Consider the following 19328-nt stretch of genomic DNA (forward strand, 5'->3'; position numbering starts at 1 on the left):
TAAATGACTTTCAGGTTATTTGATCGACAAACGGCAAAAAATAAATTTAGTGTTCAGCACTATTAAGTTATTATAGAGCTCTGTAAAGTAGGCCTTAAAATGCCTTAATTGACAAGGCATAGTAATAAATGAACCCTCATTCACTTAATAAAAAAAGAGAACTAGGTGCGTATTATACACCTCCTGAATTGAGCCAAGTTCTTGTCGACTGGGCTATTATTTCACGATTAGAAAATATATTAGAGCCTAGCTTTGGTGGTTGTGGTTTTTTTGAAAGCTGCATTAAAAAACTTGAAAATTTGGGATGTAAAATACCAAGTGAGCAATTGTATGGGGTAGACATAGATCCTCATGCATTTGATATACTTAGCCAAAAATTTGGCGAAAAGGTCTCTTTAGACAAACGGTTTTTACATAGTGATTTTATTTCAGTTTCTCCTGAACAATTTCTGGTGCCTGACTTTGATGTTGTTTTGGGTAATCCTCCCTATGTATCGATGCACAATATGTCTTTAGAGCAAAGGCGTAGATGTGAGAAAACATTTAAAGAATCTCCATTTATAAAAAAAACGATGGGAAGGAATGTAAGCTTATGGGCATTCTTCCTATTACATAGTCTTTCATTTCTGAAAGACGGAGGTAAAGTTGCTTGGGTTCTCCCATCTAGCTTACTGCACACGGATTATTCTAAAAAACTAATTGAAGTGCATAAACAGCATTTTAAAACAGTAAAAATTGCCAAACTAGCGGAGCGTTTTTTTGTTAGTGAAGGTGCTCAAGAAACTTCTATTGTATTAATAGCCGAAGGGTTCAGCAAAACTGCGAGTAATACAGGTTGTTTAGAAATCTCTTCAGTTCATAATATTGAAGAGCTCCATGAATTTATACATGCACCTATTGACCAAAAAAAGCAAAATCATTTTGATAATTATAAATTTTCCTTATTATCAAGTGCTATTAGGGATTCTTATTTTCAGGTTGAACAAAGTCAGGTTTCAAAAAAGTTAATTGATTACCTGAATATAAAGATCGGGATGGTAACTGGTGCAAATAAATTCTTTATTATAAACAGAGATACTATCGAGAAGAATAATCTTGATAGTAGCTATTTAAGACCTATTGTCAGCCGGTTTTCTTGTCTAGTTGGTGTTCGACATAACAAATTAAGACAGAGAGAAAATGAAGATAATAATCTCCGTTCATATCTTTTAAACCCTTGTAATGAGGATATGAAAGAAAAAAATACACCTATACGTAATTACTTAGCTCAAGTTTCAGCTAAGGAACGCAGACGCAATAAAACATTTCCTAAAAGAGCTAATTGGTACACACCTGATGACAATATCTATCCAGATGCATTCTTCTCTTATATGAGTCATTTAGGCCCGCGAATTGTTCTTAACCAAGGGAAAGTAAACTGTACTAACTCAATTCATAAAGTATTTTTTAATGAACGTTTATCACATAGTCGTAAGCTAGCTATATCTATCAGTTTATTATCATCATATTCTCAATTATCTGCTGAAATCGAAGCAAGATCATATAGTTCTGGTGTATTGAAGATTGAGCCTACCGCAGGTAAGAACATCAGAATAATAATGTCAGACGAATGCATTCAAGATTTGGCTAGTAATGTGACTCATATTGAAAATTTATTAATAAAAGATAAACAACCTGAAATGACCATATTTATTGATGACATATTTATTAAGCATGACATTCTGACGAAAGATCAATGTAACCTATTTCGTGAAGGTGTAAGGATACTCAGAAAAGAACGTTATAAAGGGGTTAAGACTTACGATGAGTAATGAAACTTTATTAAAGAAGCAATTATCAAAGCTACTAGAAAAAGATAATGTTGATTATGGAAAAGTACTTTCACTTGCATCTGAAATATCAGAGCATGATCAACATAATGTGAGATTTTCAGTTGATGCCCAAGTTGTCCAAAGACTAGGGGAGCAATTAGTAGCTAAAAAAACAACCGCATTAAGTGAGCTAATCAAGAATTCTTACGATGCTGATGCTACAAAAGTTACTGTGTTATTTGAAGCAACTGAAGACGCAGGCGGTGACATTACTATTCAAGATAATGGTAATGGGATGTCTAAAGCTGACTTAATTAATGGCTTTATGAAAATCAGTACCTCAGATAAAGCTGAGAATCCTAAAAGCCCTGTTTATGATAGACAGCGGGCTGGTAAAAAAGGGATAGGTCGATTTTCAGCTCAAAAGATTGGAAGTAAATTAACCATCATAACTCGATGCTCTTCAAATGAACCTTATTTGGTCGTTAACATTGATTGGGATGATTACAGTGCCAAGAAGTCATTATCTTCAATTAGTAATAATATAATTACTTCTAATGAAAATTTTGGTTTTGAAAAAGGAACTCAGTTAGTTATCTCAGATACGCGTGATATCTGGTCTCAGGAGAATATTCAAACAGCGTATAGATATACATCCTCAGTAGTTAAGAATAAACCTTCAATTAAGAAGTGTGGAATAAAAGATCCTGGTTTTAAAGTTAAGATTAAATCCTTTTTTTCATCCGAGAACACCCCGTCAAATATCGTCGATGACGATACTGAATATTTGCAATATGCAGATTCAATTATCACATCTTGGATTAATGATGACGGTTGTTGTGTCGTTAAAATTAAAGGGCAAAATGGAGTCGATTTATCCGATAAGTTTATTCTTGACTTAAAGGTTTCGGACCTATTAAAAAAAGTGAATTTTAACTTTAGCGCACATTATTTTGCTATTGCAAAGAGTGAACCAGGAAAACATTTTCTGAAAACATATTTACGAAACAATGGTGGGATAAAGCTATTTCGTAATGGATTCTATGTAGCTCCTTACGGCGAGTTACTTAATGATTGGCTTGGCCTCGATGATTCATCTAGACGTAGGGTTATTCTACCTCCACATTCTAATACTAACTTTATAGCGAGTATTAATATTCTAGATAATGAATTATCGATGTTTGAAGAAACATCAGCAAGAGAAGGTTTAATCGAAAGTGATGCTTATAAAGAGCTTTGCAGCTTATCGTATGCGCTAATTGTCGAAGCTGTAAAGCGGATTTCGGCAGTTAGGGGAGTAAAAATTACGGCAAATCAAAAAGATTTTGTACCTAATAAACCGATAGAGACTCAAGTAAAGGATCAGGTTGAGGTTGTTGTCGAGACTCTTAATAATTGGGTAGAGGCTTCAAGCAAGGTTAATGAAGTTGTTACCGATAATGAAGTTGTTACCGATAATGAAGGTGTTACCGATAAGCCTGTAAATGAAAAACCAGCGTTACCAGAAACTGTAATTCCTAAGCTTATTCAAGAGCAGGTTGAAAAATTATCTATTCTTACGAATGAATTAATAGATGAAAAGCATATGTATAAAGTGCTTACTTCAACGGGTCTTGCTATTGCAGAGTTTACTCATGAAATTCAGTTGTATCTTGATGCTTTAACTTTAACAAGCACCCAACTGAAAACTATACCAGATGAATATCCAGAACTTAAAAGAACAGCTGATATTTTAGATGGCAACCTAAGTATGTTAATTGCTTATACTGATTTTTTTGATGATACAATTCGAAGTAACTCAAATCGCGAAAAGTCTTATTATGAAATAAGAGATATTGTAGATAAATTCTTTACCGCAATGGAACCGACATTAGATCGTAGAGGGTATGAGTTAATTAAAACTTACGATGACTGGGGGATTTGGACAAAACAAATCCATATATCAGAGCTGTCATCAGTACTTATGAATTTGTTCACCAACGCTTGTAAAGCAATTAAACGTTCTGGAAATGCAAATGGCCAAATAGGCGTTTTTATATCTTCTACAATGGATGACATCGTAATTAAGTTCGAAGATACAGGTGATGGAATCCCAAGTAAAAATAGGAAGCGTATTTTTAATCCTTTATTTACTACATCGGTCACTGCTGGTGCATTTAGTTCTGACAACCAGAATTTAAGGGGGATGGGACTTGGACTTACAATTAGCAAAGATATTATAAAAGGGTTAGATGGTGAAATTGCCGTCGTAGAGCCTTCTTCAGGTTTTAATACATGTATAGAAGTTATAATTCCAAGAGCACAAGAAACAGAGATCCCAAATAATGCCTATTAATTACTTATATATCGATGATGATGAAACATCTTCTGTAGCACACTATATTAGCGCAATAGAGTCTCATTCTGGTGGTGAACTGAAAATTACTCATGTACGTGTAAGTTCTATGAGTAGTATTAAAAATCAATTTATTGAAGGTGCGTTTGACGGTTTTATTATTGATCAAAAGTTAGATGCCTCGAATGATGAAGGTGAGACCGTTGATTTTTATGGAACAGCTTTAGCACAAAATTTAAGAACTGAAATGATTGTTGCGGATGTTCCTCCGTCACCTATTGTTTTACTCTCAAATGAAGAACCTTTTGTGAAATATTATGATGCTGATGAGTCATCGCATAACCTGTTTGATTATACAGTTAAGAAAAAAGATATTAGAAATAAAAGCATTGCAAAAAATATGTGTTTGACACTTATTGCACTTGTGGAGGCATATAAAACTGTAATTGATTTACCTTCAAACGGAACTACAGAAGATACATTTGCTATTTTAAAACCTGTTTTAGGTTGGACGGAACAAGAAGCTGAGTATGTCGACACCCGCTTTAAAAGTGAATTACTTGATACACGAAAGGATGTACATACATTCGTTGCAATATTATTTTCTTCTTTTATTCGAAGTGCAGGAACATTAGTTACTGAAGAGATGTTAGCAACTAAACTTGGTATCGATATATCTTCGTCTTCTGATTGGAACGCCTTGAAAGACTTGTTTGAAGAATATAAATATAAAGGTTTATTTTCCGAGTTAAAAGATCGTTGGTGGTTTAGTGATATAGAAGATTGGTGGTATGACAACAATGAAGACGGACGTGTATTGCAGGCATTAACTTGTAATGAAAGAGTTAGTGTTATTAAAAATGCAACGACCTTTGAGCATTTGTCTTCTTTGATTGGCAGCTACGAAAATCAGAGCCTTAATTTTTGGGTTAATTGTATTGTTACTGGCAAACCTTTAGACCCTTATGATGCATTAAGAGCAAATGATTCGAAATTAAAAAACTGGGAAGCTCCAATATATTTAGATTTAGTAGCTGTTCTTTCACGTCAAGCGTCAAAAGTTGGGTATAAAGTTCATCCAGAGGATCAAGCTAAAATTAAGCTTTTAACTGCGAGATTAAATCCGGATGTTAAGTAAAGATAATTTATTAACTTACCTCGATGAGTTCGCTGGAGTTTTAGAGCTTGAAGGGATCGTTATAAGTGGTGCTCCTATTAGGATGCTAAAGGCTGGGCTGCAGCGTTCTAAACCACATAAGGGCTTAACTTATAATTTAACGGGATTAGAGTTTAAAAATATATCACCTGAATTATTTAGCCGAACAGGGAAGTGGGATGATGATATTTCTGTACGGCTAGGCATGGACATTCGATTAAATCAGAATGTTGAACAGTTTAAATTTGGCAATACTCATTCTCTAACTGTTAACGTGGAATATTCAGCATTATCCCAGTTGGAAGAGGATAAGTTTTTTGAGTGTAAAGGGGCATGGCATCTTGATTTCCATAACCAGCCAGAGAAAGATGGGGATCCTGAATATATTCACCCTAACTATCACTTCCATCATGGCGGGAAAAAGTTAAGTGAGTTGAATGATTGTGGTCAAATTATCTTATTAGATGCCCCTAGAGTGATGCATCACCCTTTAGATCTATTTTTGTCCGTCGATTTTGTAGTGTCTAACTTTTGTAAGAAAGAAGTATGGAAAAAATTAAGAGCTAATACAACGTATACTAATTATATCAAAATGGCCCAAGATCAATGGTGGAAGCTATATTATCAAGATTTAGCGAACTATTGGAATCATTTTGGTAAAAGTGGTGTGGATGATAGAGCTATCTGTAAATCAGCTAAAGAGGCTAACCCTCATTATGTGTAATATAGATTAGCTCCGAGTAAAGGCTTTTTGTGATATAAAATAAAACCTCCCAAATGGAGGTTTTTTATATCTAAAAGTAAATCACATTTTCTGCCCAGTCCAAACAACTCGCCCAATAAGCGCAAGTTCTTCACCGTCCAATTGTGACTTCGTGATCTCCCAAGGGTCATACATCGTATTATCAGATTTAACGCGGATAATGCCGCCAGGTAACATCTGCAGTCGCTTCACTAATAAGTTATTGTCATGACGCATGACATAAACACCATCAGATAAATTATCCACATCACGATTAACCATGATCATAGAGCCGTTCTTTAATGTCGGCTGCATACTATCGCCGTCAACTAACATCAAAAATACATTATTAGGGCAAACGCCAATTTCATTACGTAACCAGTAAGGTTCAAAACTGATCGTTTTTGGACGCTCTTCAACTTCAGCTAATAAACCAACACCAGCAGATGCAGAGATTTCGTAGAAGGGAAGTTGAATGTGCGCACTGTCTTTTTTATGTGTTTGCACATACACGTTTAAGTCGCTAGGGGATATTTGGCCAACCTCTGGCTCTGTCTTTTCACTGACTAACCACAGTGCATACTTGTGAAAACGGTCATGGTTTACGATTTTGTCTAGCTTTTCTAAGCCAATCGTTTTAATTCTTCCAGTTTCGTATTGAGCAAGTGTATCAGTGCTAATTCCAATTAAATCAGATAGTTGGCTTCTAGTTAGGCCTTCGGCTTCCCGAATGCTCTTTATTTTTAGTCCGACAGTAGTTGACATGTTTATACATAGACCTATATTATGTGTTTACACAGCCTGTGGCAGCAGGTGGTGTTATTAAGTTGTAGTAACCCTAAATAATCCCATAAGGAAGTAATTATGTCGACAACAATTGTGATTCAAATGAACGATGTACCTACCATGGCGGTCGAGTTGTTCGCTGAGAAAACTGGTCAAACGGTCTGCGCTGTTACAAGCCAAATGGACAGCGGTGCATTACCGTTCACGCAACATAAACCCCGTGCAACTCGCCATGTCAATATCGCGAAGTTAACTGTTATGTGTTTGGAATCAAACTCAGATAAACCATGGCTTGCTTAAGAGGTATTTAACATGCTTAAGCGAATCAAATTAAGCAGCAAAGGTAAATGCACAAGTGGTTGTAGTCAGTGTGAAATCAAACACGAATTCATATGCCCAGTAATCATCGTATGTGAAGTTGCCTTTGTAGTGTTCATATTCACCTTCGCTGCCTTGTCAGCGTAGTTTCATCATCGCAAATAGGGATATTTATTCAATGTATGAAATTAATAATAGCAAACAAACAGTAATTGACGCGGCTTGTATCCGTTTTGCAGATATTGAAAACGTAGAAAACATTGCAAGCGCATGTGGTATGCGTGGGCAGATGCTCCGTAATAAGTTAAACCCAAACCAACCACACCAACTAACTGTTAGTGAACTAATCAAGATCACCAAGGAAACCGGTAATCACGACATCATTAACAGCGCGATCTTGGATATTGGCCTAGTTGCTGTTCGTCTACCAAAGCAGGGTAGCGCTAAACCATTAGCATTTAGTGCCATGAGTGTTACTGCTCATACGGGTGAAATAAACCGCCACATCTTAGAGTCTGAAGCAGACAACCGACTGACGCGACATAAAAAAGACGCAATTGTTACCAAGGCTCATTCAACAATCCGTGAATTGGTCTTTCTTATATCAGACGTTGAAAACCGTTGTGGTGGTGCAGGGCCGTTTGTGTCCATGTTCACCGAGGCTGTTTTAAATGGAATGCCAATACCAGGTATGTAACTTAAAAGGATAAATATTATGAATACAGTTGAAAGCGTTATTAATGAAATTATGTTCATCGCTATATCAAGACCAGATGCGATTGATATCACGGTTGAATACAGTGGTGTTAGCGATTCGCTTTCTGTGAAAGTTATGCCACGCGGTTTTGATTACATTAATACCACGACAGAAAGTTATGAAGCCGCAATCCTTTACCGTACTGACGTTTGGTTAAATGAGCCAGGACCAATGCAAACAGCACTTGAAGCTAAAAGCAAGATACTCGAATTAATGGCTACGTCAGTAAATGTTGGGGTGGCAGCATGAAGTTTGTCGCAATAAAAACTTGCCCTAATGGCGGCACAATTCGAGAGCCTAAAACCAACGAGCCTCAAACTGTTGAAATTGGTGATCACGACAGCAAAGCCGATGCAATTGAAAACGCATGTTATTTATTGGATTGCCGCCAACTTTTTAGAGGTGTGCTACGTAGCCTTAAAAATGCGGGTGGTTACATCGTATTAGATATGCAGGAGTACGCCGAGGTATGAACAAATTAACGATTGAAGAAAGACGTCGTGGTTTGGTTAACGTCAAGCGCTTACGTATGGAATTACAATCAGTAATGGATAGTAAGAAAGTTGAGCGCGGCGTGGGCAAGTGTGATTTGAATAGTCGTATCTCATTTGTAAAACTTAAATGATGAATACATTAACCCCCGAGCAAAGGCGTCGTGGCCTCGCTAATGTGAAGAAACTACGTGCTGACCTAGAAGTGATCAGTGAGCGCCAAAACTTTACTAAGCGTAACTTCATTCAACGCATAAAAATAAAAGCAGGTCAGTTACGAACAATGACTACGACTGAATATACAGCAAAATACGGCAAGGATTTTTATGTTCACCCCAATCACTAAAACAAGTAATCCACTTAAAAAACTGCCGTATAACCTGCGTTGTGAACTAGCTAGTTTTGTTGATAACAACGCAAACAAATACAACGTAGAACCAGCCCGCGATCGTGCCTTTGCTTTCGCGCGTTCGGTCGTGTCTAAACTTAACGTTCCTTACGATATTAAAAACTACCTCGATAAAGCCGGTGCGGCACGACTTAAAAAACACGGTCTAAAACGTGCGGTTAAATTTATTGATGATCGTAGTGCACACATTGTTGCTAGTTTAGGTGTATTACCTGAGCCTTGGTACCGTGTAGATACTGAGTATAAACGTGTTCGTCTTGCTGATGAGTTAACAGGACGCGCATGTTTACATTTAGAACTGGCACTAAAAGCAGGGAAGAGGCCACTTGAGGCTCTCGAAGAAATTAACGAGTTCACAGGTTTAGCTTTGTGGATGCCACATTTTGAACCTAAAAAGCGTGATCGTGATGATGACGTTTATTTAGGTCTTATCGCCCGCGCTTGTGACGATGCGGTTTGGCTACGTGCAATCAATCAAAAGGTAACAATAGCTTTTGAATCCGCTCGTCGTGCTGCTGGTATGGTTTCACCACATGTAAGTCCTTACGCCTCATTTACTACTTGTCAGTGGTTAAAAGACCGCAAGAAAAAGCAATTAGATTGGCTTGATAGTATGGCCATTGAAAGTGAATGCGGTGAAACGCTTGAACTTAAAGATGTGCATGACGCATCGGTTTCTAATCCTGCTAATCGCCGTTATGAGTTAATGACTCAACTTAGTGGTTGTCAGGCATACGCAGACTCTCAAGGTCACGTTGGTTTGTTCGTAACAATGACAGCTGCAGGTCGCTATCACCGATTAAAGAAACACGGTAAATACTTTGTCGAAAACCCTAATTGGAATGGAGCCGATCCAATAGCCGCACATGATTGGTTGAAAACATCGTGGCAGCGCTTCCGTGCAGCTGCCGATAGAGCAGGGCTAACTTATTACGGTATGCGAGTTGTTGAGCCACACGTAGACGGCACACCACATTGGCATGGTGCTTTCTTTGTACCTGAAAACCAAGTGGAAGAATTCACTCAGCTATTAACTCAATATCAGCATCAACGTGATAACGATGAGCTCTATACGCTTGATGGCGATCCAAAACTAAAAGCAATGGAAGCCCGCGTTAAAATTGATAAAGTCGATCGCAGTAAAGGTGATGCCGTTGCTTATATTGCTAAGTACATTTCTAAAAACATTGATGCGCATAAGCTTGAAGGTAAAAAAGACTTAGATTCAGAGCTTGTTGATTTGGTTGAAACCGTGACTAACGTTACCGCCTGGTCCCGCGCATTTTGTTTCCGACAATTCCAATTCCAAAAAACACCATCGGTCACCGTATGGCGCGAACTTCGACGCATTGAAAAAGAGCAAGAGTTCTGCCTATTCGAAAAAATACGCCTTGCTGCCGACTGTGGTTGCTTTGCGTCTTACTTCAACTGGATGGGTGGGCACCGCCTTAAACAACGTAACCGACCAATAAAGGTATTGTATGAACGTTCAGAAAATCACTATCAAGAATTAGTTAAAAAGACTGTAGGTCTTACGGGTGTTGGTATCACTGTTTTAACACGCGAAAAGCAGTGGACACTCGTTAAGAAGCCAACACAACCAAAAGACTTAGGCGCACTTGCACTTAGTCTCTTAGGTACTGCTGAAAGCGGCGGGAGCCGTTTTCCTTGGACTAGTGTCAATAACTGTACGCAAGGTGCTATTCCACAGGAAAGCACCTGTGTTCCAGATGTTGAAACCAGTAATCAGACAATAACGATGAATATTGAGTCGGTGATCCCAGTCCAGGGACAACAAATTGAGAAGCCACCTTTGATAGAGAAAGCAAAGTGCGGCTCAAACCAGAATATTATTAAGGAAATATAGATGCGAGTTACTTGTAAGTTTTGTAAGGGTAAAGCACGTATTTCAAGTACCGATAAAGTATCAGTCGAATTCACACGATTGTATTGTCAGTGCTTAGATGCAAAGTGCGGGCACACGTTCGTGATGGATTTAGGGTTTAGCCATACGTTGAATCCGCCATCGAATATTGTTGATCAGTTATTGGTTGACCGAGTTAGGCAAATGCCAGTAGAAATACAGCGAGAACTGTTTGGGTTTACTAGTGGAATATCGAATATAATTTGAGAGTATTATTTATTTTTAAATCAAATAGTTGGACTCAATGATATTAAAAGCTACTATATAGCATTCATATATAAATCAGAGTGTTAAATGGGAAATATCTTTTTCAAAGAAATAACAAAAAAGAAAGGTTTAAAAACACCTACGGATAGACTATTTGATATAGATAAATGGCATGAAGTTTGGACTCGAGTTGAAGGGCTTGCAACCGAACAAGATAAGATGATTTATAATGCCGGAATTATAATTGATGAATTACTCACTGAAATAAGAAGTAATTTGAAATTTATGTATGAAAATGAAATTCCAAAAGTAAGCTATAAAGAACTTTTAATGGCGTATATATCTCTAACTAATAGAGACCGTTCAGTCATTTCAAATTCAATGACTGAATTAAGTGGGGTTCATGCTGATGTGCACAGCATAACAATGAATAATAATATGATGGGTAATGACATCACTATTCAAGAAATGTCAGATGCTGCTGTTGATGGCATGGAGTCGGCGATAAAAACAAGCTTGATGAATAAAAATAAGAAAATAACTTCAAGTGAAAACCCAATTGATATAGTTGATTTCATAATAAAAGAATCTAGTTTGTCTCAACTATATAGTATTTACAGCGGCTATTGGAATGCATTTTTATGGAATGGATATGAGTTAACAGAACTCGATAAAAAAAATAAAATATTCAGTTTTAAACAACCAAAATGCAAGTATGAAATTGGGTTTATGGCTAGTCAGATTAGAAAATCAAAGTTAGTTGCTCACTCTTTTTCTATTATTGGTAATCCTAACGTAATTAATAAATTTGATGATGATAAATATATAATTATCGAAAAAAGAGGGAGAATAAAATCTGTAAAAGTATCTAGCATATCAAACGCACCTGAACAAGTTCGGTACACAAATGCTGACTGGAGGGTTCAGACCCTCGATCTAGAAGATAATCTCCCTAAAGAATTGCTAAATCAAGAATTTGAAAATGGTTTTACTATTTTTGAAGTTTTGGATGTTTTTAGGTGTTTGATACTTTTATCTTCATATTATCATGATAAATACCCTAAAAAAGACGGCTTCGATAATTTGAAGAAATTACTCGAGTTTTGCCCTAAAATTCAAAAATCTAAACTGTCTCTAGCTCTCCAAAATGCGACTGGATACCCGATTGAAAAAATAAAGATAATATTGCAATTCATTGAGTTTAAAGGGGCGCGTGGTGAAGACCTATGGTGCCACCCTATAGTGTCCATATCGGAGTCTGAATACGCCTTAATAACGAGTGCATTATTAACCCCTGTGATGATAAGAGTCGTTGAGCATTGGTTCGTTAAGTTGAATATTACTCTTCAAGGTAAAGGTAAGACATACGAAAAAAATATTATTCATCCATTAAATCATAATATACTTCTAAATTGTTATATAGATGATTACGATAAAGCGATATCGGGAGATGTAAAGAGCGATTCTGGAGTGGAAGATATCGATTTATTGGTAAGGGTGGGTGAAACAATTTTGATCGGTGAAGCTAAATCAATAGTCACTACTGATTCACCAATATCTCAGTATAGAACAATAAACATATTAAAACATGCAGCGAAACAAGCGAAAAGAAAAGCGAAATTCGTTGAAGATAACATTGAATCAGTGTTTAAAAATTTAGGTTGGTTTTTTGATAAAAGTAAAAAGTATACATTTACCAAATGCATACTAAATAGTGGGCGGATGTATGTTGGTTCTGAAATTGATGATGTGCCTGTTTGTGATGAAAAAATTATAAATAAATATTTTGAAGAAAATATTATTCCCCTAATCAGTAGTTATAATGATAAGAATAAGGTAGAACATTTAGCATGGTTTAAACTTTATGATGACTTTCATGAGTTACAAACGAATCTGAATACTTACTTATGTAATCCCCCTCAAATATCTGAACGAAATTTTATATATAACGATCAAAAACTTCCATGTTTGAGTAATGCGTCATATAAAATAATTACTAAAAGATTAATTCCTGATGACTTACGTGCACAAGATCTTCTGAATGCAAAATATGTATTTCCATTAGAAACCGTTGATGATGTCGATGAAAAAATCAAGATGTTCGATTTATCTGTTTAAATTAAAATTTCATTGGAAGTGGAGATAACGAACTTAAGATTAAACTACTTCAAAGCTCTATTAAATTGTAAGAGGTAGTTCATGAGAATATTGAGTGGGGTGAGCATTCATCTGTGATGATGCTAAAAATTCACTCCTCTTCGCCTACCGCGTTTTCGCAATTTTTTTACGTTTTTGACACAACGATGGACACGCTGATATTCCCAAGCCTTATTTATAAAGGATCTTAACGATCATTTATGGATCGCTAATGTCAAAGTTGTGACATTGTTTGCCACTAAATGACAGACCATTCAGGTTTATCCAAGCGATAAACATCAATCCGCCAGAATCAGTTAAGTGATGTTAATTTTATGAAATTTTTAACAAAAGGTTTAGAGCATGAAGAACGAATCAATCTGCTTTTACAGTTAACCAAAATTGGTAGCGAGAATATTAAAAGTGCTTTGGTTGATCATTTAACTAAAGGGTTAACAGAAAATGATGCCGCCATGTTGAATGATGTACCACAGCAGAATTTTAACCGGGCATTGAAGAGATTGAATGATGTGGCTGGTGTTGTAGAAAAAGTTAAAGAGTTAGATTGGAACTGAATGCTTAATATCTGATTTATAATAAGTGCTTAATGAATAGAGCTTGAGAATAGTTTAAGATATTGATTACATAAATGTAATTTTGTATATTTGACTTTCTAATCAACGTTACTTATTACGCACCTCGCTGTTAAAAGGATATTTCATTGTTAAACGAATTTTTAAGTGGCTACCCTTTATTAGCCGGAGTGCTTGCTTTTGTATTAGCATGTATACCGCTATTTAAGTTTGCTCACAGCATAATAATGTCAAAGAGTGTACTTAGAGCTCAAGCCCTAGACTTGGTGTTTAAATCTTACGGTGATACATCGAATTTGAGTCATCGCTTGGTTATCGAGCAAATGTTTCAGAGTAACTTTAATTTAAAATTAGATTACGAAACAATAACCCTGCTTCTCGCACTCCCTAATCCAACGGAAACACTTGATCTTTACAGTAAATCTAAACGTTACTTGGTTTCTAATAATCAAATATTAGAATTTGAAACAAAGTTTAAATGTAGTAAGCGTAGAAAATTAGAACGAGTCTTAAGGCCTTCGAGAAACATTATTTTGTACGGGATATTCGGAACAATTGCAGGCACTGCTGGTTTGTATGTGTTGAAAAATTTTAATATGGATGAATTTTTTACTATTAATGATTCTATTTTTAATGGTGCGATTTGGTCTTTCTTGTTGATTATTTCCATTTTATCAGCAAAATTTGCGTTGATGAGTTTAACGGACAAAATAAATATTCGGGATGCGGAAAAACTAGAAGCTAAGTTTCAACCTAAAACAGTAAAAAAAATATTTGGTACTACTGAAATAGTTAATAATTTACGGAGATCTAATCTTTAACTTAACTTTAATTTATCGAACTCTGCGTAGAGTTCGATAAATGTTAATACCTCCGTTGCTTGATATGGCCGCAAGGGGCTAACTAACCCCTTTAGTATTCTTACTTCCCCAGAACGCCCGAAACAATCGCATTAACCCTAACGTTGAAACCGCAATTCCCACAATCACAAACTCAAAATACCAGGGCGCACCTTTATAACCCATGGCTTGCCAACCATTTGCCATGTACGGTTGCAGCTGTGGTATGAAGTGGCAAATAAACAAACCTAAAAATACCGTAATAATAATTTCATCCATTATCGATTCGCGCCGGTTCTTCAACACCTGAAGATCATAATCAGCATCGTTACCTTCTTGGTTTGCCAGACGTTTAGATTCCGCGTCTAACTTGGCCAATTTAAGGTTGCCTTCTGCTGTCGCAATCGATGCGGCCATCTCCGCAGCAATACGTTTACGCTCGCGATAGCTACCCGATAAATCGGCAATGGGTGCCGAAATAAAACTAAATAACGAAGTAAGTAAACTCATGATTTATTCCTCATAATAATATCTAAAAAGTGTCTCGGGTCTTTTGATACGGCTTTCGCCAGTGCGTTTAGTCCGGTTAAAAAATGCGGCGCCACATACGCCGCAATGCCGATAATCCCTGTTTTCAAACCATCATTCAGGCCAAGCCAAATACAAAAGCTTTCCGCGATGTACGCAGATAGAATGGCCATCAGCACAGACATGAAATAATGAAAAAAAGTAATACGGGTACCAGACATATACATTTGCGTTGCCGCGGCCAATAGCGACAACAAACACAGCTGTCCCCATTGGCGAATAAATACAATCAACTCTTCCATCAATCTTCACTCCCAGGGTTTAAATCTGAATAAGCCGGCACTGAAAATTCAATGTGCAGCGCGGCAGGTAAATATTCGTTAATCTCCATCATGTCTTGCTGCATCGGCACGACTTCATTGTTGTAATATGCGCGGGTGATTTTATCCAGATCACCAAAGCCAGGACTATCACCCGATGTTTGTCCGCTTAACGCTTCCTGGGCGCGGTGCATACTCAACATATCGTTTAACGTCATCTTCTTGATGCGCTCAAATTCATCCTTGGTCGAGATATCTCCCACCGGAATAATCTTGATTGCCTTCTCTGCGTCAGCCTTACCACTGCGATTATTAATAAACAGACTGCGAAAGTTACCCACGCCGCGAGAATCTTTGATCGCTGTTTTCAAATCAGCTTCATCATCGGTCGATAAATTGGGATCTGCCATCGAAAAGATAAACCCCATGTGGGCGCCGTTCTTGTAATACTTACGGCGAAAGAGGGTGGCATCTTCATTCAATAACGCCGATTGAATACCGCCATAATATTGCGGGATACCGTAGATACCTTGATTCGGGTCGTATTCTTTTAAGTGAATTACTTCGCCTTTTTTAAATCGCAGCACTTTGCCATTACTTAAGCGCTGGGCATAAACACCTGGCGTGGAGGTATAGCGCATCGATAACGCTGGTAAATGGCGTAGTTTAATCACATTACCGAAGGCATTTTTAATCACCTGCAGGTAAGCATTCGCCGCCCAGCAATAATCAAAGGCAAACTTTTTAAAGGTGCGCTGCGTTAATGCCATATTAGGTTGAAACCATTTCATGATCATATTGCGTTTAAAATATAAAATGGGTCCGTGCTGCGCATTCACGCGCAGTAATTTAACTAGCCCAGGCAAACTTACGGGCGGTGAATATAACCCGTCCATGTCAGCGTAAAGGCCGACATATTCAGTCATGTGGTTATCTAAACATGGCTCCGGGTCGCCAAAGCTAAAGGTGTCGATAGATTTACTTTTCACCGGTTCAGCGGTCGTACTCTTAGTTAAATTCATTATGCTGCATCTAATCCTATTGATGTTCTGGTACTTGAGCAGTCACCAGATAATGGTTCGTAAATCATGGCGTGCATGATTGCCCAGGCTATATCAGCATGGCCTGTGGCGGCGGTGCGGTTGGTTGCATAACTGATTTGGTCACCAACGACCTTTTTGCGAATATTAATAAAGCTACTGGCAACCATCACTGAGCCCTCATCAAATTCAAAACGGCCCTTACCAATCACGTTTAAGGCTTTAATGACCATCTTGTTTTTGTTGTGCGGGTTGTAATGAATTGGCATCGCCAACGGGAAGAACTTTTGTATTAACTCAAACACACCTAAGCCCATGCCTGTGGTATCAACACCGATATGCACAACATGGTATTTAAGCGTGAGCTCTTTGATTTCACTGGCCATGGTTTCAAAGTCGTTACCACTTAAATTAAGTGATTCTAGTAAGCGAAACTTATCATCAGGACCAAGCGGTAAACTCAAGACCACAACGGATGCAATATCGCGCGTTCGTGCTGGGTCAAAACCAATAACCACCGGCTTCATGGCATAAGGGCGTGACCAAGTGGGATCGAAGTCAGGCCATTTTTTGCTATTACCGACGCATGCCATTAGCTGTTTAAGGCTAAATGCACTGTGGGCATCATCAATGAACTTGCACATAAAGAGGTTGTTGAACTCTTCTGTCGAATATTCATTTTCCAAAATGCTAATATCAATGCGGTCAAAGCCTTGTTTCACTACATCGTAAACATTGAGCTTTTGACGCCAAATACCGTCTTCACAAAGTCGACCGTCCTTTAAGGTCTTGTGGCTAACATCGATAGCAAACTCGGGATCATTACAGGCTTTAGTTTTTCGGTACCAGCGACCATTCCACAAATCATAGGCTTCATGACTGGTCACCGATGGCGTACTGAAATAGGTAATACGAAAATCTTTATGGGTGGCCATTGCCTGGGCAAGGCCGCGTAACTCTTTAAACTTCGGGATCCAAAACACTTCATCAATATACAAATCACCGGATGCCGATTGTGCAGTCCGGGCATTGGTTGATTTGAAATATAAGGTTGTTGTCTTGCCTTTGTTACGCATCGTCAGTGGTGAGCCGCTGAGTTCAATACCAAACTGTTCACGACATAAAGCAATAATATTGGCTTTGAATATCTCCGCCTGGTCCCGCGATGCTGAAATAAAGATCTTGTTACGACCATTCACAATGGCATCGTAAAAGGCTTCAAAAGCAAAGTAGAAAGTCGCGCCAATCTGACGCGGCTTTAATATGAACCGGCTACGGTAATCTTGATGTTCAAACCAATGTAATTGGTGCGGGTAGAGCAGGTTGTCTTTGAGTGTATCGAGCATTTCTTTGGTGATACTGGACACATCATTTTTAATCTTTTTCTGACGTTTCTTATTTTTACTGGTGCGCTCGCTTGTTTGTTCATTTTGAGCCGTCGCAGCTGCAGGCGTATTGCCATATTTTTTCGTGATGCCGGCACTGGGTAAGCGAGATTGATTTAACGCGCATTGCTGTTTGGTCAGAAAATCCAGTTCTTTATAATCTGCAGCGCTTTTATTTTCACGGTCTGCCAATAACACAATGCGTCGTGCAATCGCTGTCTCGGCATTTAATGACGGGCACAGTTCATTCCAGCTGCCATCATCCGCCCAACGTCGTAACGATCGTGCGCTTGGCATACTGTCCATTTCTGCAATTTCATCAAACGTCAGCCCACCAAACACATAATGGTCACGCGCTGTTTTAATGATTTCGGGTGTATATCGGGGAGTCCTCGGTTTCATATCTGGCCTGTTGATAAGAACAAGCGCCAAGTTTATAACCCTAAAACCGGTAATTCTTTAAGAAGAATTCCGCGTTATTCCGCTTTCGTCAAAATCGGAATAACGCGGATTTAATGTGATGGATTAAGGCCTGTTCAACGGGCAAAATTGGTTTCACTTAGTTCCACTCAGACATTAAACAGGAAACAACATGGCTCAATTACGCACTATTCCACTTGCCATTGCCGCCATGGGGTTAACGGTAGATGGTCGCGAAATATCAGAAAAAGATATCGACGATATTGTTGCTACTTACAACTATAAAAAGTACGGCGCACGCATCAACTTAGACCACGAATTTAATTGGTCAGGCTGGGCAGCGAAGAATCTTTTAAACGTTGAAATTAACGGTGGCATGCTAGGTGATGTAATTGAGCTGAGCACGGCTAAAAATGAAGACGGCATCAAAGTGTTATACGCGGTGTTATCGCCTAATGCGTCATTTGTACAGTTGAACCAAGCCGACCAGGCTGTGTATTTCAGTATTGAAATTAACCGTGATTTTATGAAGTCAGGGCAAACCTATTTAACGGGGCTGGCTGTAACGGATTATCCGGCGAGTACCTACACCGACCGTATTCACTTTAGTCAAAATGACAACGCTGATAATACGCATGCAGCGGACACTAATGTAAATAGCACACCCTCAGATACTGACCTATTAAAGGTGTCATTAGCATTAGAAGAAGCGGCCAAACCAACCAAGAGCTTGTTTAAAAAACTCTTTAATTTTAATAAGGATGATGACGACATGAAACGCGAAGATTTTGCTGCTGCATTGACTGATTCGCTCGGCGGCCCGTTGTTGCAATTTAGCCAAGCGCTGGAAGCCAATACCCAAGCAACGCAAGCCTTACTGGCTAAACAGGGCACGACCACTGCACCGGTTGACGATGTGAATACAGATACTCAGGAAAATACCGGTGCTGATAAACCAACAGCTGAGTTCTCGGCGATTGACGGCAAGGTTAATGGTTTAGTTGAGCAAATTGAAGCGCTGACTAAAACCGTGGCTGATGCAATCAAAGACCCTGCACCAACGACCACTGACGGTGAAGAAGAGCACCTTGGTGAAAATGCCAAATACCACAACCTTCTTTAGTAACAGGA

Annotated in this window: 21 protein-coding genes; 16 read left to right on the top strand and 5 right to left on the bottom strand. The window is 38.2% G+C overall.

Going from position 1 to position 19328, the window contains the following annotated elements; translation table 11 throughout:
• The first annotated feature begins 128 nt into the window (after nt 1–128).
• Genes FR932_RS06850 through FR932_RS06865 form a run of 4 tightly spaced genes read left to right on the top strand, consistent with a single transcriptional unit; the run spans nt 129 to nt 6026 of the window.
• The gene (locus tag FR932_RS06850; RefSeq protein ID WP_019440201.1) at nt 129–1811 is read left to right on the top strand and encodes an N-6 DNA methylase; all 1683 of its coding nucleotides are present in this window, start codon (nt 129–131) and stop codon (nt 1809–1811) included.
• Nucleotides 1804–4146 carry a sensor histidine kinase gene (locus FR932_RS06855; RefSeq protein ID WP_019440200.1) on the top strand — a complete coding sequence of 781 codons (2343 nt, stop codon included), beginning with the start codon at nt 1804–1806 and terminating at the stop codon, nt 4144–4146. Before FR932_RS06850 ends, FR932_RS06855 begins: the two co-directional genes overlap by 8 nt.
• Nucleotides 4136–5284, top strand: a complete 1149-nt coding sequence (locus FR932_RS06860; RefSeq protein ID WP_019440199.1) for a hypothetical protein — start codon at nt 4136–4138, stop codon at nt 5282–5284. The genes FR932_RS06855 and FR932_RS06860 overlap by 11 nt, the downstream gene beginning before the upstream one ends.
• A complete protein-coding gene (locus tag FR932_RS06865) occupies nt 5274–6026 on the top strand; it encodes a hypothetical protein (protein WP_019440198.1) in 753 nt (250 codons plus the stop codon). Before FR932_RS06860 ends, FR932_RS06865 begins: the two co-directional genes overlap by 11 nt.
• Before the next feature lie 81 nt (nt 6027–6107).
• Here the strand turns inward: FR932_RS06865 and FR932_RS06870 are convergent, their stop codons facing one another.
• Nucleotides 6108–6809, bottom strand: coding sequence for a LexA family transcriptional regulator (locus FR932_RS06870; protein ID WP_019440197.1), 702 nt, complete (start codon nt 6807–6809; stop codon nt 6108–6110).
• Between the two features lie 99 nt (nt 6810–6908).
• On the opposite strand from FR932_RS06870, the gene FR932_RS06875 reads away from it, so the two are divergent.
• The 11 genes from FR932_RS06875 to FR932_RS06920 all read left to right on the top strand — a co-directional run bounded on the left by FR932_RS06875 (nt 6909) and on the right by FR932_RS06920 (nt 14486).
• A complete protein-coding gene (locus FR932_RS06875) occupies nt 6909–7130 on the top strand; it encodes a hypothetical protein (protein ID WP_019440196.1) in 222 nt (73 codons plus the stop codon).
• A 196-nt stretch (nt 7131–7326) separates the two neighbouring features.
• Nucleotides 7327–7845: a phage regulatory CII family protein gene (locus tag FR932_RS06880; RefSeq protein WP_019440195.1), complete on the top strand. Its 519-nt coding sequence runs from the start codon at nt 7327–7329 to the stop codon at nt 7843–7845.
• A gap of 18 nt (nt 7846–7863) precedes the next feature.
• The gene (locus FR932_RS06885) at nt 7864–8154 is read left to right on the top strand and encodes a hypothetical protein (protein WP_019440194.1); all 291 of its coding nucleotides are present in this window, start codon (nt 7864–7866) and stop codon (nt 8152–8154) included.
• On the top strand, nt 8151–8378 hold the full coding sequence (locus FR932_RS06890) for a hypothetical protein (RefSeq protein ID WP_019440193.1): 228 nt from the start codon (nt 8151–8153) through the stop codon (nt 8376–8378). The genes FR932_RS06885 and FR932_RS06890 overlap by 4 nt, the downstream gene beginning before the upstream one ends.
• Nucleotides 8375–8530, top strand: coding sequence for a hypothetical protein (locus FR932_RS21430; protein ID WP_019440192.1), 156 nt, complete (start codon nt 8375–8377; stop codon nt 8528–8530). The genes FR932_RS06890 and FR932_RS21430 overlap by 4 nt, the downstream gene beginning before the upstream one ends.
• Nucleotides 8527–8742 carry a hypothetical protein gene (locus FR932_RS06895; protein WP_019440191.1) on the top strand — a complete coding sequence of 72 codons (216 nt, stop codon included), beginning with the start codon at nt 8527–8529 and terminating at the stop codon, nt 8740–8742. Before FR932_RS21430 ends, FR932_RS06895 begins: the two co-directional genes overlap by 4 nt.
• Nucleotides 8723–10672 (top strand): replication endonuclease, encoded by a 1950-nt coding sequence (locus tag FR932_RS06900; protein WP_019440190.1) that lies wholly within the window; start codon nt 8723–8725, stop codon nt 10670–10672. The genes FR932_RS06895 and FR932_RS06900 overlap by 20 nt, the downstream gene beginning before the upstream one ends.
• Nucleotides 10673–10936, top strand: coding sequence for an ogr/Delta-like zinc finger family protein (locus FR932_RS06905; RefSeq protein WP_019440189.1), 264 nt, complete (start codon nt 10673–10675; stop codon nt 10934–10936).
• Between the two features lie 87 nt (nt 10937–11023).
• On the top strand, nt 11024–13054 hold the full coding sequence (locus FR932_RS06910; RefSeq protein ID WP_019440188.1) for a hypothetical protein: 2031 nt from the start codon (nt 11024–11026) through the stop codon (nt 13052–13054).
• A 353-nt stretch (nt 13055–13407) separates the two neighbouring features.
• Nucleotides 13408–13647, top strand: a complete 240-nt coding sequence (locus tag FR932_RS06915; RefSeq protein ID WP_019440187.1) for a PapB/FocB family fimbrial expression transcriptional regulator — start codon at nt 13408–13410, stop codon at nt 13645–13647.
• A 146-nt stretch (nt 13648–13793) separates the two neighbouring features.
• Nucleotides 13794–14486, top strand: coding sequence for a hypothetical protein (locus FR932_RS06920; protein ID WP_019440186.1), 693 nt, complete (start codon nt 13794–13796; stop codon nt 14484–14486).
• Nucleotides 14487–14564: 78 nt separating this feature from the next.
• Here the strand turns inward: FR932_RS06920 and FR932_RS06925 are convergent, their stop codons facing one another.
• Genes FR932_RS06925 through FR932_RS06940 form a run of 4 tightly spaced genes read right to left on the bottom strand, consistent with a single transcriptional unit; the run spans nt 14565 to nt 18179 of the window.
• Complete coding sequence (locus FR932_RS06925) at nt 14565–15014, bottom strand: hypothetical protein (protein ID WP_019440185.1); 450 nt, start codon at nt 15012–15014, stop codon at nt 14565–14567.
• Nucleotides 15011–15334 carry a phage holin family protein gene (locus tag FR932_RS06930; protein ID WP_019440184.1) on the bottom strand — a complete coding sequence of 108 codons (324 nt, stop codon included), beginning with the start codon at nt 15332–15334 and terminating at the stop codon, nt 15011–15013. The genes FR932_RS06925 and FR932_RS06930 overlap by 4 nt, the downstream gene beginning before the upstream one ends.
• On the bottom strand, nt 15334–16374 hold the full coding sequence (locus tag FR932_RS06935) for a phage portal protein (RefSeq protein ID WP_019440183.1): 1041 nt from the start codon (nt 16372–16374) through the stop codon (nt 15334–15336). The genes FR932_RS06930 and FR932_RS06935 overlap by 1 nt, the downstream gene beginning before the upstream one ends.
• Nucleotides 16374–18179 carry a terminase large subunit domain-containing protein gene (locus tag FR932_RS06940; protein ID WP_019440182.1) on the bottom strand — a complete coding sequence of 602 codons (1806 nt, stop codon included), beginning with the start codon at nt 18177–18179 and terminating at the stop codon, nt 16374–16376. The genes FR932_RS06935 and FR932_RS06940 overlap by 1 nt, the downstream gene beginning before the upstream one ends.
• Nucleotides 18180–18369: 190 nt before the next feature.
• Here FR932_RS06940 and FR932_RS06945 point away from each other — a divergent pair, with 190 nt between their 5' ends.
• On the top strand, nt 18370–19320 hold the full coding sequence (locus FR932_RS06945) for a GPO family capsid scaffolding protein (protein ID WP_019440181.1): 951 nt from the start codon (nt 18370–18372) through the stop codon (nt 19318–19320).
• Nucleotides 19321–19328: the final 8 nt, after the last annotated feature.

The organism is Moritella marina ATCC 15381 (assembly GCF_008931805.1).
Taxonomy (GTDB): domain Bacteria; phylum Pseudomonadota; class Gammaproteobacteria; order Enterobacterales; family Moritellaceae; genus Moritella; species Moritella marina.